Raw genomic sequence first — 16,249 nt, forward strand, 5'->3', positions numbered from 1 at the left:
GTATAAAATTATAATCTGATTATAATGTTTCTATAGAATGAAAGTCAAGAAAAATTCTTAACTTTCAATATGCCAAGATTTTTTAAACAAAAGATGATAACTGACAAAAATATTGATATACGGAATGCCAAGCCCAATTATCCATAAACCGCTTAATAGAGAATCATGAAGTCTACGTATACCTAGTGTAATCATCGCTAAAGCTGGCCATATCAGGATCGCCATAAATCCCCAACGTGGTATATAAAGAGATATACCACACTGAACAATTAACGATACTACGGCTATAGCCATATTCATAATAATGTCCATAAAAATGCGAGCTCCTACAAGACCGCCCCAAAAGACTGATACAGGAGTCCTGCCCTTAACATCAAAGATTTTAGCAAATAAAACATCCCATATACAGCTACAAATATAGTCAAATTTACTATTATTTGTATCTTTAGTAATCGTGGAACTTCGAGTATAGGTAATAATATAGTTATTATACCTATCTCGTCCTTCATCTAAACCATACTCATTAGAATCTGGCACACTAAGTGGCAACGCAAAGCAAGCCAAGATAAAATACTGCCATAAAAATCCGTCCCAATGAAAGCCTGCATTTATAAAGGTTTCGGATATAGATTCCCAACTAAAACTCATACCCCAATATACCCACAAACTTAGGTATGCTATGGGTACTAAAATCATATACCACAAGGATGAACCACAGTCATTCAATCTACGTTTGAGTAAAAAAATAGTTACTACTATATGTATAATCTGCAAACATCCAAAATAAATATATGACAAATATGTACTGCCTTGAAACAAACCATCTTGAATAAATCCTATCAATACCACAAATAGAAGGTACGCTAAAAATTTGCTTCCCATTAAACCAAGCACAGCCCATAAAAAGCCAATCGGCCTATACGTTGATTCACTCGCAGCATTTCTATATTTTGTTTAAATAGTGAAATCTCATTATCTAACCACATTAAAATAAATCTCTCTTCTCTCTCATACCGAAGGATATCTTCAAATTAAAGCCATGTAAACATAATCAATAAAGAGCTACATATACATCCCTTTTATTGTTATATCATATCCAGTTTTCTATCTATTCTAATATAAATAATTAAAATTGAATATATTGTCTCTCAAGCAGTCCATAAATTTAGAAGGTTTATATTGTGTTCCCTTAAATACTAATAGTATACTGAAACTACATATGTTATCAGGTTTTACTGATTATTATGCCAAGGAGAGAGCATGAGTTTTTATTTTACTGATCAAATACAACAGTCTTTCAATAAAATATTCCACCAATGCAATAAAGATATCGCTTGGGAGGGTAAGGCTGAGCTCGATGCCCTTGTGAAATTGGACGAGGAAGGGCAAGAGATTCCAGGTATCGGCGATGTGTACGCTATTTTGGCGCGCGTCTATTCTGGTCCTCAGTTCACATGGATTGAAGCAGGTTTCCCTGAGGATGATACTAAGGCGTATAGCTACTTACATAGGGCTATCCGCAAAGGCAGTGCCATTGCTATTTTACAGGCTATGCGTACCTCAGGTGCCCTTACACCAACCATTGAAAAAGAGCTGCCTATGACAAAGGACGAAGCATTCCAGCGCGTCTATGAAGGCGCTCAAAAGGGTTGTTCCTACTGTGCCTACGCCATTGCCAATGTATTCCAATGGGAGGATTACCGCCTCTTGCCATCTGCACAAAAGATAGTTAATGAAGTTGAACCATCTGGTGTTGCCCGTTTCTTGAAATCTTTATTTATACAACAAGATCAACGTAAATTAGCAAATAAGGTAACAGCTATTGCGCAGCAATGGTTGCGTAAATCTGCTGATGCAGGTCTTGTCATTGCGTACCGTAACCTTCGCATCACCTATGCCGAGAAAGGTAATAAGGCAATGGAGGAACACGTTATTTTTGAAGGCGCTGAAGCAGGTTTGCCACTCATGATGTATTTAGCAGGCGATATATGTAAGTCGCGTGGAGAGCATGAACGAGCTCTCGAGTATTTTGAGCGCGGCGCAGCCATGAATAATGGCCTGTGCTTGCGTGAAGCTGCTGAATATTATGCGAAACTAGGTGAGTCTCACAAAAGAATCCCTCAAGATATTCAAAAGGCCCTCAAATACTATGAACGTGCCGCTATAAGCCCAGATTATTTAGACTTTAATGACCACGCTTATGTTACAATGCAAGCCATCATTCTTCGTACATTGAACATCGATGGGCAATCCCAAGACTGGTCTCGCATTGCTCACTTATTGCAACATCCAGCTATTTACAGTCTCGATAGCCTTTGGCCATATCTCGCTTATGTATTTACGTTCAAAAAAGGTAATACCCCTGCCATAGAAACCGCCGTAGAGTGCGTTGATCAGTCTAGCAAATGTTACGATAGATACGGCAGTTATGACTATGCGGACCATCTATGGCAACTGGCAGCGGGCTATTGCTACGAAACTGGTGCCATTACCAAAAAGCCGGAGTTAGACCTAGCCGTTACCTTCTACGAGCATGCTCGTGAAAGCATCAACCGTCTCAACACAAGAAACGATAATTGTTTTGGTACTGGTGAACCGTTGGTAATTCCTGACGAAGCATCTGAACGATTAGACGCCTTTGAACTCGTTAACGGACATTATCAGTACAAAGAAGGTGTCACACAATCTTCTACAACGTGCAATCCTATGCCACCTGCTTGGCCGCAAAACTCTGTTGACGTCTTAGAAATCTTTGAGGACTCTACAACTGGTTGGCGCACGAATAAATACGACTGGAATTTCATTCAACGGGAATGGGATACACAAAAATATCTCAGCTTTATCATCTATGATAATCGCCAATCCATAGGAAACGTTATTCACGATGTGTACAGCATCGTTATGTTCCACAATGAAGATAAAAATGCTTGTACCATCTATCTATATGGCTATATTGACAATCCAACGGAACGCGATGAAACCTTGGAGCCTACGGTATACGAAATACGATACTTCAAGGAGATGTCCATTCCTGAAGGTCTCGCTTTAATTAAGGAATTCTATGATCATGCTACCTTGCCTGTTATTGATGAAAGTTGGGAGAAAGAGTACAAAAACACTACGCCTCCTCGGGAATACGTATTAACTTGCGACAACGATATTTTCTACCTCAATCAATATGAATTTTCAAATCAAATGATTAAGGATGCCTTAGAAGGCGTAGCGAATGGTAAGTATGATATGATTTCGGTTCGCCCTTCTAGCATTGATGATCAATGCATTAGCTATTATATCGAGCGCAAAAAAGGTAAAAACTTACGCATTCAACTCTATGCCACTGTAGACGAGGACAACGAATATGTCTTCGAACGAGAATCTTGCAACTTAACCTCCATTAACTACTGGATTCAGGAATCTATAACAAGCAACAAACTACCGGATTTAAGTGATTGGGATGAAATAAAACAAAAATAAGAGTATTATTTTATCAAGAACATACTATGACTAAGAAAGGAGGGATACATTGGAAACGTGGAAACGAACGGTATACATCAGTTTAGTCTGTGTATTCTGTACAGCCTTTGGTGTAAGTCAGCTAGCTCCAATTCTGCCTTTATACTTTCATGATTTAGGCGTCCAAACACCAGAAGCAATGTCCTTATGGTCTGGTTTAGCAACCGGTGCAACTTACATAATCGTTTGCTTGGCTGCTCCATTTTGGGGTCGTGTTGCTGACAAAAAAGGTCGTAAAATTACATTAATACGATCTAGCTTTGGCATGGCCTTATGTAATGCTTTGATTGCCTTTCAAACAACCCCTGAGGGAGTCGTACTAATTCGTTTAATCCAAGGTCTTGTAAGTGGATTTTACTCCGCATCAATTACCTTAATTGCTTCTGAAACCCCTATTGAGCGAACAGGTTGGGCCTTAGGTCTATTGGCATCGGCTAACCTAGCAGGCTCGCTCCTTGGACCTCTATTAGGTGGCTACATTGCAGATACAGTAGGTATTCGCAATGACTTTATCATCGTCGGTGCCCTCATGGGCTTAGCCGGTGTGCTAGCTACTATATTCATCCATGAAAATTATGTACCAAAGCCTAATCCTGAAAAACTTTCCATCCGCAAGTTAAAAGAGCAAATACCAGAATTTAATAGCATTGTCGCATTATGTGTAGCCTCCTTTATCTACGCAATATGTATTATGTCCTTACAACCTGTTATCTCCGTATATATTAAAGGAATCGTTCCTAGCGACACAGAAAATCTCGCATTTATTGCAGGTGCCGTATTCTCCGCTATGGGTATTGCTCAACTTATGAGTAGCTCTCCACTAGGTAAATTGGTCGATAAAATTGGCCCCCGTAAAGTGTTAGTAGTCTCTCTTATCTATGTAGGGGTTTTAAATATCCCTCAAGCCTATGTTTCCGATGTATATCAACTTGCCATCATCAGATTCCTACAAGGCTTTGGGTTAGGCGGTATGCTTCCTGCTTTAAACACCTACCTATCTTCCAAAACACCTCGAGAATTTACAGGCCAAGTATTTTCCTATAATCAGTCTTGTTTATTTTTCGGCTATTTCTTAGGGTCTGTTGGTGGTGCTAGCCTTATGGCATGGCTAGGCTTTACTACCCTATTCTGGGTTAGCGGTGGCTTATTTATTATTTCCGCTCTATGGATTGGCTTCAAACTTAAATAATAGAAATTTACAATATAAATAGAACCACATAACTCTACAATATAAAGAGAACCCCTTCATGATGTTAATCATAATGGGGTTCTTTTCTTATGCATTTTAAATTTAAAAGCTTTAAGCTGTTTAACTTTATATCATTATAGTTGCACAACTACATGTTATCTAATTATAGTAACAATAGCATAATAACTACTGTAGCAATAATACATGGTACAGCATTACGTTTTGCCATTTCCATAGGATTGATACCAGCAAGGCCGGCAATGATGATACCTGCACCTGCTACTGGACTCATACTACGACCGATACCAGCACCTAATTGGGCCATGGAGCCCAGTTGCATAATGCCATAGCCAAAGTCAGCTGCATGAGGTGTTACCGCACCGTTAAACGCAAGGGCTGCTGCATTACCAGAACCAGAAATAACAGCTAATAAGAATGGACCAAAGGCAGCACCGATTTGAGCAATTTGTTGAGAGTTCTTCATGCCATCAATGAGTGCACTTGTAAGGCCGATGTATTGCATACCTGCTGTAAAGCACGCTGCTGCAGCCATAAGACCAACTACATCGCACATGCCATCGCCAGTACCACGGAAGAATTTCTTAACTGCATCTGTTACATTAGGTCGTACTGCAATAATACCAATCGCCGTACCAATTAACATGGACACAGGAACGGAAATCTCTGGAATCACTGCTACTTGTTTACTACCAAGTACGAGTAATACAAGCGGAATGATTGGGATGATGGCATATAAGTAATTTACCTTGAATTCTTTGCCTTCTTCTTCGTTAGCCTCTTTCAATACATACCCTGTATGTTCCTTCTTAACGATAGCTACGATATTGAGCAAGATCGCCGCTACTACAATGCCGATTATAGCTTGCATAGAGAAGCTAGCAATAACGGTCATTACGTCTTCACCGGCTAGTTGTGCTACTTGTGGGTTAAACATAAGGCCTGGGCTCAATGCACTACCCCAAGTTCCTAAGAAAATAGCAGAGCCTGCCATGGCAGGATGCACACCAGAGCGAATCAATGCAGGAATTAGCAATGCGCCCACAGCAGCTGCACAGCCTGCTGCAGTAGGCAACGCAATGTTGATCAAGAACGTAATAATAACAGCACCAGGGATGATGATTTTAGTCATCTTTTTAAGGCCTGCAGAGATGAAATATACCATGTGCTCTGTACATTTTGTATATTCCATAACATAACTAAAACCAAGTACTGTACAAATGGTTGGTACAAGACCTGGATTTGTAAGTTCTTTTACAAAGGCTGTCGTACCAGCACCAAGTTGCCCACCAATAAAGCACATTAATAAGCCCGATAGCAATAAAACGAGCCGTGTTTCAAACTGTTTAATAATGGCAATAAACGTCGCCACTACGATAACAATACCAGCAATAACCATATTCTCTCCAATCCGTGTACTTTCAACTTAAAACGGCTAACAATACTCTATTACATCTTAAATTTGAAATACACTTTTACACAATCTGATATCAACGGATATCTCTACTTACACAAGTTTTGTAGTTTCTAAACTAAGTTTTCTAAGCACTGTATCCAATACCTTAGCGCCTGTAACGATGTCATCCATTTCCGCAAATTCAGCTGGATTATGACTAATACCTTCGCGGCATGGGATAAAAATCATTCCCGTTGGAACATCATCGGCCCAGTGCATAGCATCATGACCAGCACCGCTTGGCATGGTCATATAGTCTACACCTACAGACTTAACAGCCTCTTCAATTTCTCGAATCATAGCTGGATGCATCGCTACAGGATGATCCTGTGCAATAGGCTCAATCGTATAGGATAAGCCTCGTTTCTCTGCAATAACATCAATAAATTCCTTAATGAGAGTAACTACAGAATCACGGGCCACCTTAGAAATACTGCGAATATCAACGCCCAGTTTAACCGCCCCAGGGATAACGTTCATCGCACCCGGTGTTACCTCAACAACACCGACTGTGCCCACCACTGGAGGCTCCTCTTGCATGGATGCAATCTCCTCAATGCCGAGGATGATTTTTGAAGCCCCACATAACGCATCATGACGCAAATTCATTGGTGTTGCACCACTATGATCCGCATTGCCACGAATGGTTACATAGAACCGCTCTGGTGCGGCAATCCCCGTTACAACACCGATGGGTTTTGCTTCGTGCTCTAGCACCTTCCCCTGTTCGATATGTATTTCAATGAAAGACTTTACAGGTTGTTTATATTCCATATGCTCAATAGCATCGGGATTTAAATTACGACCTTTCAACGCATCATACAAGGACACACCTTGTTTATCTACTAAGCGTTGTAAATCTTGCAATGTCAATTCACCACGCATAGCCTTACTACCTAATGTAGCAGCTCCAAAGCGACTAGACTCTTCACACATAAAGTCCACCACTGCAATGGTATGGTCATGTTCAAAACCATCATTTGTCATACTGCGAACCGCTTCGATAGCAGACAATACGCCCACAACACCATCATAGTTGCCCCCATTCGGTACGCTGTCCGTATGAGAGCCAACCATAACAATCGGTAACTCTGGGTTTTTACCAACTTTATACCCCATAACATTACCGAAATCATCCATTTCAACAGTCAAGCCCGCATCAGTCATACGGTCAATGATATATTGGCGTCCCTTCCAGTCTGCGTCGGTGAAAGCTAGACGATTAATGCCTTCTCCAGGCGCAGTCAACTGTGCCATAGCCTCAAAATCTTTAGCTAAACGCTCTCGTTGAATCATATAACACCTCACAATCTAATACTCATATTACATCTAATATATAGCACACTATACATATTTCGATGTATACATCTATATAGTTATGTACCTATAGTTTAGATGTATGCATCACAATATCTCAATCAATATGTCTTATTTTAAATAGTGAGTTGCAATTGTACCTAATGCAACAATACCGTTTAGCATGTCTTCTTCATCGATATCAAATAATGGATTATGATGAGGTGCTTTAATGGCAGAGCCCAATACCATATATGTTGCTCGACCACCACGATCGATTACACGGTTCAAGAAGTAAGCGCAGTCTTCACTACCACCGCCGCTATAATCGAATGGTACTTCTTTAAAGATACCTAATGGTTCAATAATAGATTGTACTTCGCGAGCTAAATCATCGCTAATACGGCCTGCTGGTGTTTCACCTTGTTTTGTAATCTCAAAGGTACAATCATGCATTTCTGCAGCACCTTTAATAATGGTCTTAGTGCGTTCAATCATATAATCATTGATCTCTGTAGTAGCACCACGAGTTTCTAATTTAAGTGTTGCTACATCAGGAGTAACATTGCGACCTGTACCACTTTCAAAAACGCCTACATTCATGCGAGATGCACCCCCACTATGGCGAGCAATGGCTTGTAAATTAATAACAGCTGTACAGCCTGCAAGCATGGCATTTTGAGCCTTTTCAGGAGAACCACCTGCATGGGAAGAATAACCATGGAATACAGCATCAAGTTTTGTAGTCGCTAAAAAGCCATGATCACTACAAGCAAAGCAATTAGATAACTGTTCATTAAATCCGATATGCATGCCGAACATCAAGTCAACATCATCTACTACGCCAGCCTCTACCATCGCTTTAGCACCACGTACGCCTTCCTCTGCTGGTTGGAAGATTAGTTTAATAGTACCCTTCAAGCCATCCTTATGTGTAGCAATATATTCAGCAAGGCCAAGGCCCATTGTCATATGTGTATCATGACCACAAGCATGCATAGCCTTCTCATGGCGGGAACGGAAACCATTCTTAGCAGGAATATGGTTAGATGCTTTAGATTCGATTACATCATTGGAATCCATATCTGTACGGAACGCTACTACAGGACCATCATCACTAAACTTCATAGTTGCCACAATAGCTGTTTTACCATAGCCCATCTTCTCTACTAGTTCAGGATCAGCACCTTCATCCATAGCACGAGCCATTGCTGCTTTCATAACATCCTCGCTAGGCAAGCCCATACGAGAATCTAAATCAAGCACTTCTGCACCGAGTGCCACATCATAACCCAAAGCAATTAGCTTTTCAGCTACTTTAGCGGCAGAACGATATTCGAGCCAAGCTGGCTCTGGATACATATGAAAATCTCGACGCATAGCGATAAAATCATCGCGGCGTTGTTGTACGAAATCTTTTACAGACATAGGAACCTCCTAAAAATTAATTAGTACTTATATATTAACTATATGAATAGATAAGTAAATAGTCAACCAAATAGGTCATGTATACAATATAAAGAGACTAGCTATGATATAATAATAGTAACAAAGAAGGTGCCTATGACATTAAATGTTAATAAAGAAAAACTCACCATTTTAGATGTACAATTTGATAATTATGAGGACTTTGATGCAGTTTGGTATGCCGTAGGTTCATCTATGATTGAAGACTTCACTCCTACAACTGAATCAGTTCTAGAATTAAAAAATTATGTTACAAACAGAAGGAAGGAACTACAAATTGGCTAAGAACCAATACAAAAGAAAGTATAATTAAGAACTTAGCTAAAATCTTAGATTGCCTAAATTTCTTTCATCCATTTAGGGAAGGTAATGGTCGCACACAACGTGAAGTTATTCGAGTATTAGCATTATCAAAGGGGTATAAAGCTCAAATTCGTGTTTCTGAAGATGATACTGTATATAATACCTATATGGACGGAACCGTACATGGCGACTTACAGAAACTAGAACTATTATTTGAAAAAATATTAGAAAAAATATAATATTTGATTACAAAAAACACATATACCTCATGGTATATGTGTTTTCGTTTGTTTATTTCATTTCTACTTTATTCAGTTTTTCTAGTACTTCTCGTTTAATTTGACGGTGTCGATCCCAGGCGATAATGAATACGGTTGCAATGATGCAAATCATGCCAAAAATACCGACCAGCGTAAAATGATTCCCTAGCAATACCCATCCAAAGATCGCTGCTGAGATTGGTTCTAATGATGAAAGTATAGAGCCTTGTATAGCACCAATGAGTCTAACCCCTTCCATATAAGCATTAAAGGATACGACTGTACCAAGTATGATGATGGCGAATAGTCCTAACCAGGTCATGCCATCCCAGAGGGCTTCCGATTCTACTTGTTGAAACATAGCTAAAGATAAAATACCACAGATAAACATGGCAAAGCCCACAATGGATGTGGTGCCATATTTCTTTAATAGCTCAATAGGTTGCAATGTATATACACAGATACTAGCTGCCGATACAAGCCCCCAGAATAAAGCAAGCACATTAAAGTTCGAAACATCTAGCCCTTCTTGCATGACGATACAGAGTGTTCCCACCAAGGCTAATACAATACAGAAAAACTCTGGTATAGATGGCTTTTTAAAGTATCTCAAAAACAAATAGATAATGATCAGCGTAGGCGCAACATATTGAAGGACCGTAGCAATACCGACGCCTGAAATGGCAATGGCCTTGAAGTATGAGTACTGAGATAAAGCAATACCTAAAATACCAAATACTAATAATTTCCCTATATCCTTAGGTTCTGTAAAGATAGAGAAAATACGCTTACCATCCCTTATATAAGCAAGTCCTATCGTCAATATACCTGCTATGAGCAAACGCGCTTCTAGTAGCCACTCCACATTGATATGCTTTGCATTTTCTAGGAATTGTACAGATGTGCCTGAAAGCCCCCAAAATAGAGCACCTAAAATGGCAAGGGCCATACCTTTCCATTGTTTTTTCTCCATACAACCTCCTATCACAACTACTTTCACATTATGTATAATCATAACAAAGAGGCCTCTAAACCGCAATATTCAGCAAAGAGACCTCAAACTATGTACGTTTTTCTAGAGCAATTATAATAACTGTAGCAATGATCATGGCCATGCCAATTAGCCCTAATGCACTAAATTGGTTGCCTAACAAAGCCCATCCAAAGAAAGCTGCCGAAATCGGTTCAATAGATGACAGGATTGATCCTGGCACTGCACCTATTCTCTTAACACCTTCTAAATAAGCATTAAAGGATACAATTGTCCCCAAAAAGACAACATTGAAACAGCCAATAACAGTCCATACATCCCACATAGCATACGAATTTGGCTGATGAAATAAAATAGCAGCAACAATACCACTGAGAAGCATACCGAATCCTACAATCGGCAAGGTTCCATATTTATATAGTAAATCTACGGGAGAAACACTATATACAGCGACCCCTACAGCAGATAGAAGTCCCCATACAAGCACGGCCAGTGGGAATCGCTCCATAGAAAAGCCATCATTCCCCATCAAACAAATCGTACCTACCAAGGCCAGTATAACGGAAATAATTTCCCCTTTAGAGGGCCTTTTACCATAACGGGCAAGCATATAAATAATAATCATTGATGGCGCCAAGTATTGAAGCACCGTCGCAATACCGGCCCCAGCTAAAGCAATGGATTTAAAGTATGTATATTGGCATAAAGCCATGCCAAATACGCCAAAAACGATAAGCCCTACCGTATCTTTCAAACTACGAAAGACATGGAAGATAGAATTGCCATATTTAAACCATGCATAGATAACAGTCAATAGTCCTGCTGTAATTAATCGCATGGTGACAAGCCATTCCAAGTTCATATTCCTAAAGTTACTTAAGAACTGTACTGAAGTACCTGATACGCCCCATAAAACAGCTCCTAATAGGGTTAGTAAGACACCTATAATTTCATATCGCTTCATAGGATTACTCGTCTAAGAGGTCTACATGTACTTTTACAACAACCTTGCGAATTTTAATAGGCTTATCATTAACAGCTAATAGTGGTCTATGGATATCAGATGGGAAGAATACTGTATAATACCCTTCTGGACAGTGGATGTGTCCTTCATCAACAGCTTCATTAGGATAGAAATAGCAATCACGATCTGGATAAGACTCCACAGGCTTTACGAGACCTTTATCTACAAAAAAGCCCATATTTTCTTCCCCATCTACCATGAATTGAATATCTACATAGTTGCGATGAGACTCAGGTTTTGTAGTTTCAAACAGCTTGGTTTCCACATCGTCTACATTGGCATACATCATGTCACCTTCAATGGCATGACGGCCGCCTGGCAATGCTTTCAAATCTGTATTTTTTAAGAAATCTAAAGCTCGTACGATGGCTTTAGGATAACCCATTTTTGTATAATCTGCAGTAATGCTAGAAAAAAACATATGCGATCCTTTCCCGATATCTGGAAATAACACCCGATACATAAGCAATTATATTATCTTAATGTTAGCACATATATACATAAAGGACTAGCAATTCTATTATTTCCACTGCATCTATACATACCAATGATTAGGTCTCAATATTCTCCGTTATCGATTAAGTCTATCCTAATCTATTTCAAATATAGTAAAAGCCCTCCATACGCTACATATATGGAGGACTCCTGTAAAATACTATTCAAATTTATGACTTACGTCAATTGTTATGCTATTAAGTTGTTACGATATGCAATTATCTATTCAGTTGTAGTGATTCTAACTGTAATTGATACAGTACGTGGACATGTTCTTAACTTTATTCTTGAGTCTTACGAGCAGCGATAATTTCTTCCGCTTGCTTATGTGGAACCTCTTCATAAGTATAGAACTGACGGTTAAATACGCCTTGTCCTTGAGTGATAGAGCGCAATGCAGTTACATAGTCGGCCATTTCAGCCAATGGTACTTGTGCTTTAACAACAGAAATACCTGTTCTTTCACTTTGTTCCATGCCTAATACACGACCTCGACGGCTATTCAAATCACCCATGATGTCGCCCATGAAAGCATCTGGTGCAAACACGTTAACTTCATAGATTGGTTCTAATAGGACTGGTTTCGCCTTAGGAATTACATCCTTGATAGCTTGTGACGTAGCTACTTTAAATGCTAACTCTGAGGAGTCTACGCTATGGTAAGATCCATCCAAGAGTGTCACTTGCACGCCAATCATAGGATATCCCGCAATTAAGCCTTTATCTAGGGTTTCTTTGGCACCCTTTTCCACTGCTGGTATGTATTGTTTAGGTACAGCACCACCAAAGATTTTGTCTACGAATGCAAATTCGCTTCCATCGTATAATGGGTCCACTTGAATCTTAACGTGACCATATTGACCATGACCGCCACTTTGTTTCTTATATTTAGACTCGGTTTCAGCGGAGCCTTTAATTGTTTCGCGGTATGGAATATATGGAGTCACAAGTTTAGCTTGTACGCCATATTTACGATCCATTTTGTTGAGGATATGCTCGAGATGAACCTCGCCCATACAATCGATTTGTAGTTGACGGGCCTCAGCATTTTTCACTACTACGCAAGTAGGATCTTCTTCTGCTACCTTAAGAACAGCACCAGCTAATTTTTCCTCCTCACCTTTTTTCACAGGTTCTAATGCTACTGTGTATAGAGGTTGAGGGAAACGGATAGCGTCGTATGTTACTTTAAAGTCAGGAGCAGTTAATGTATCGCCAGTTTTAGCATTAGCCAATTTCGGTATCACTACGATATCGCCAGCTTTAGCTGAGGATACAGGGATTTGTTGCTTCCCAATAAGGGTAACCATCTTGCCCCATTTTTCTTCTACGCCTTGATTTACATCAAAGAGGCGATCTCCTTCTTTGAGTTCACCAGAGAAGATACGTACAAAGCTTTGTTTGCCTGCGAATGGGTCTAACAATGTTTTAAATACGAATGCAGTTAAAGGCTTATCTACATGTACTACACATTGTTCGCCGGTTTCCGCATCAGTTGCGGTCATCACTTTTTTAGTTGCATCCGGCATGTAACGAATCATACGATCCAATACTTGATCTAGGCCAATACGAGATGTGGCACTGCCACACATGATTGGGCACACACGGCCACTAATCATCCCTTCACGCAAGCCTTGGCGAATTTCCTCTAAAGATAGTTCTTCGCCTTCTAAATATTTTTCCAACAATTCATCGCTACCTTCAGCCGCGGCTTCTACGGTCATTTCCCGAATTTCTTGAGCCTTTTCGATAAGGTGAGCTGGTACAGCAATCTCTGTTGGTTGGCCGTCCTTGTAAGTAAACGCAGTCATTTTTGCTACGTCTACGACGCCTTCAAAGTTGGCGCCTTCACCGATAGGAATCTGCAATGGCATAATGCCTTTGCCAAATAATTCCCGCATTCTTTCAATAGTACCGAAGAAATCGGCACCATCAACATCCATTTTATTGATAAATGCCATACGTGGCATTTGTAATTCCACTGCATAATCCCATGCGCGAACTGTGTCAGTTTCTACACCAGATGTGGCGGATAGTACCATCAACATACCATCGCACGCACGCAAAGCGGCACGAACTTCGCCATGGAATTCGTTATAGCCTGGAGTATCTACGAAGTTAACCTTGTGGTCATGCCATTCACATGGAGCCATGCCCAATTGGATTGTTACGTTACGTTTAATTTCTTCAGGTTCAAAGTCCATAATATGTTTATTGTCTTGGCCTTTACCTACGAAATCAACCGCACCAGAGGTTAACAACAAGGATTCAACAAGAGCTGTTTTACCTGCACCATCGTGGGAAACAACAGCAACGTTTCTAATTTTATCACTACTGTACTCTTTCATCGGAATCGCCTCCTTAATGGCAAATTACGGCTTTTGCTAATACATTTCGACACCCAAATAGAAAAGTCCTCTTTTTCCGAAAAAATTTATCAAAAAAAGAGGACTCTTTATTAATATTAATTTATATATCAATATTATCTACCAACTAAAGAGGCACAGCCACCAAGAAGTGCCATGAAGATTGCCCAGATAAGAACAAAAATAATGGACGTAATGATACAGGCAATGAAAACTTTCATTTTAGTAAGCATGACCTGTCTTGCCATAAGTTCTAAGGATACCCAAATGGATATAATAAATAACACTAAGGTTCCTACAAAATAGATAACCCCAGCAATGGCACTACTATCAAATGCAAGGCCTAAGATACCCATAAAAAGCAAGACTATCATATATCCAATACTAAATAATAGTACGCCATATCCTTGTAGATACCAACTAACTTTCATAATAGCTTGTACATTGTCGGTACCACCCATTTTAGTGATAACCCAGTTATATACATAGGAACCGATGGCCACCATCACAAAGGACCAACCGATGCTGATAAGCCATGCAAAAACAAATATAAAACTTGCACCGATACCGATTAAATAGGTTAAACCAGTAAATTCATTATGAGGGAGAAATGGAATTAACATAGTCCCAAATAAAGCCAATATAATATATGGAATAGCCCACAAGAATACAGTGCCCCAGAAACCTTTTTTCAATGTACCGGACTGTACAACTTGATCAATACCGCCTTTAAAAGGACTCGCAAATAACCGCCAAAAATCAGAATACCATTTTGTCTCCATAATACAACCTCATATACAAACTGAAACTCTCTAAAAACTAAAACTCTCCCGTACGTTTACCATAATGTTTGGAGTCACCATTTTGCTTCCAGCCTACGGTATCACCGATGGACATTACGCGGCGCGTTAAGCAGTCTTTACATTTGTCTGCATTATCATCTACGCAAGGTTTGTTATCGTACAGCAAGTATTTTGCACGGTGTTCAGGAATGGTAATGATAGGCATCAAAATATTAGCACCCGCAGCAAGGCCTTTTTCACGGCCTAGTTTATCAAGCGCTTGTAGCGCTGTTGTGGCAGCAATATTTACGTCTTTCAAAAATAAACGTGTCAACGCAATCATCTTTAGGCCCAATTGAATACGGCGCAATTTACCTGCTTCGTCATCGATGCCCATTGCCAATGCCTCTTGGCCTAGCGGCGTATCATGATGCACCACATACGGACCCATGCCAATCATATCGATATCCATATCGCGGTAGAACAAGATATCATTTACAAGGTCTTCTTCCGTTTGACCAGGCAAACCAATCATGACGCCTGTACCTACTTGGAAACCTACGCGGCGCAAGCTACGTAAGCATTCAACGCGCGTTTCAAAGGAGTGTAGTTCATCTTGAGGATGAATTTTATGATATAGCTCTTTATTTGTTGTTTCAATGCGCAATAAGTAGCGACTAGCACCGGCTTCACGCATGCGGCGGTACGCCTCTTCGCTTTGTTCCCCTACGCACATCGTAATGCCAAGGGAACCATCGCCAATGGCTTTAATATCGCGAATTAAATCCACCACATAATCCACAAAGGCATCATCACAACGTTCTCCAGATTGGAGCGTAATAGAACCATATTCATGGTCGTACGCCCATTGTGCCATCTTGATGATATCTTCACGGTTCATATCAAAGCGTTCCGTCTTGTCATTTTCACGACGGATACCGCAGTAATTACAGTTTTTGATGCATCGGTTCGAGAACTCGATGAGGCCACGATAGTACGCTACAGGCTTTACATATTTCGCCTTCACTTCGTAAGCCTTTTTATATATTAACTGCAACTGTTCTTCATCAGTTACAGACATGAGAAATC

Annotated in this window: 14 protein-coding genes; 4 read left to right on the forward strand and 10 right to left on the reverse strand. The window is 40.0% G+C overall.

The features are described from left to right. Window positions 1–57: 57 nt before the first annotated feature. A complete protein-coding gene (locus QZ055_RS03855; protein WP_295824762.1) occupies window positions 58–882 on the reverse strand; it encodes a DUF805 domain-containing protein in 825 nt (274 codons plus the stop codon). A gap of 378 nt (window positions 883–1,260) precedes the next feature. On the opposite strand from QZ055_RS03855, the gene QZ055_RS03860 reads away from it, so the two are divergent. Together QZ055_RS03860 and QZ055_RS03865 are read left to right on the forward strand one after the other, a co-directional pair. Further along, window positions 1,261–3,474 carry a tetratricopeptide repeat protein gene (locus QZ055_RS03860; RefSeq protein ID WP_295824764.1) on the forward strand — a complete coding sequence of 738 codons (2,214 nt, stop codon included), beginning with the start codon at window positions 1,261–1,263 and terminating at the stop codon, window positions 3,472–3,474. 49 nt (window positions 3,475–3,523) lie between these two features. Then, on the forward strand, window positions 3,524–4,702 hold the full coding sequence (locus tag QZ055_RS03865; RefSeq protein WP_295824766.1) for an MFS transporter: 1,179 nt from the start codon (window positions 3,524–3,526) through the stop codon (window positions 4,700–4,702). A gap of 163 nt (window positions 4,703–4,865) precedes the next feature. On the opposite strand, the gene dcuC is transcribed toward QZ055_RS03865, so the two are convergent. From dcuC to QZ055_RS03880, 3 genes are all read right to left on the reverse strand, one after another. Further along, window positions 4,866–6,119, reverse strand: coding sequence for a C4-dicarboxylate transporter DcuC (gene dcuC, locus QZ055_RS03870; RefSeq protein ID WP_295784119.1), 1,254 nt, complete (start codon window positions 6,117–6,119; stop codon window positions 4,866–4,868). Between the two features lie 108 nt (window positions 6,120–6,227). Further along, window positions 6,228–7,472: a M20 family metallo-hydrolase gene (locus tag QZ055_RS03875; RefSeq protein ID WP_295824769.1), complete on the reverse strand. Its 1,245-nt coding sequence runs from the start codon at window positions 7,470–7,472 to the stop codon at window positions 6,228–6,230. Window positions 7,473–7,604: 132 nt separating this feature from the next. Then, entirely contained in the window at window positions 7,605–8,900 is a 1,296-nt protein-coding gene (locus QZ055_RS03880; RefSeq protein ID WP_295824770.1) for an amidohydrolase, read from the reverse strand. A gap of 135 nt (window positions 8,901–9,035) precedes the next feature. On the opposite strand from QZ055_RS03880, the gene QZ055_RS03885 reads away from it, so the two are divergent. Continuing rightward, entirely contained in the window at window positions 9,036–9,224 is a 189-nt protein-coding gene (locus QZ055_RS03885) for a hypothetical protein (protein ID WP_060925036.1), read from the forward strand. Between the two features lie 41 nt (window positions 9,225–9,265). Continuing rightward, entirely contained in the window at window positions 9,266–9,481 is a 216-nt protein-coding gene (locus tag QZ055_RS03890) for a Fic family protein (protein ID WP_231723957.1), read from the forward strand. Between the two features lie 52 nt (window positions 9,482–9,533). Here the strand turns inward: QZ055_RS03890 and QZ055_RS03895 are convergent, their stop codons facing one another. The 6 genes from QZ055_RS03895 to hydE all read right to left on the reverse strand — a co-directional run. Then, window positions 9,534–10,475: a DMT family transporter gene (locus QZ055_RS03895; protein WP_295824772.1), complete on the reverse strand. Its 942-nt coding sequence runs from the start codon at window positions 10,473–10,475 to the stop codon at window positions 9,534–9,536. A gap of 88 nt (window positions 10,476–10,563) precedes the next feature. Beyond that, window positions 10,564–11,457 carry a DMT family transporter gene (locus QZ055_RS03900; protein ID WP_295824774.1) on the reverse strand — a complete coding sequence of 298 codons (894 nt, stop codon included), beginning with the start codon at window positions 11,455–11,457 and terminating at the stop codon, window positions 10,564–10,566. Window positions 11,458–11,461: 4 nt separating this feature from the next. After that, window positions 11,462–11,938, reverse strand: a complete 477-nt coding sequence (locus tag QZ055_RS03905) for a YhcH/YjgK/YiaL family protein (protein ID WP_295824777.1) — start codon at window positions 11,936–11,938, stop codon at window positions 11,462–11,464. A 355-nt stretch (window positions 11,939–12,293) separates the two neighbouring features. Beyond that, on the reverse strand, window positions 12,294–14,360 hold the full coding sequence (fusA, locus tag QZ055_RS03910; RefSeq protein ID WP_295824779.1) for an elongation factor G: 2,067 nt from the start codon (window positions 14,358–14,360) through the stop codon (window positions 12,294–12,296). 134 nt (window positions 14,361–14,494) lie between these two features. Continuing rightward, on the reverse strand, window positions 14,495–15,160 hold the full coding sequence (locus tag QZ055_RS03915) for a hypothetical protein (protein WP_295824781.1): 666 nt from the start codon (window positions 15,158–15,160) through the stop codon (window positions 14,495–14,497). A 37-nt stretch (window positions 15,161–15,197) separates the two neighbouring features. Then, window positions 15,198–16,249, reverse strand: a 1,052-nt coding sequence (hydE, locus tag QZ055_RS03920; protein WP_295824783.1) for a [FeFe] hydrogenase H-cluster radical SAM maturase HydE, incomplete at its 5' end; no start/stop codon positions are given.

It is taken from the genome of uncultured Veillonella sp. (assembly GCF_905209685.1).
Taxonomy (GTDB): domain Bacteria; phylum Bacillota; class Negativicutes; order Veillonellales; family Veillonellaceae; genus Veillonella.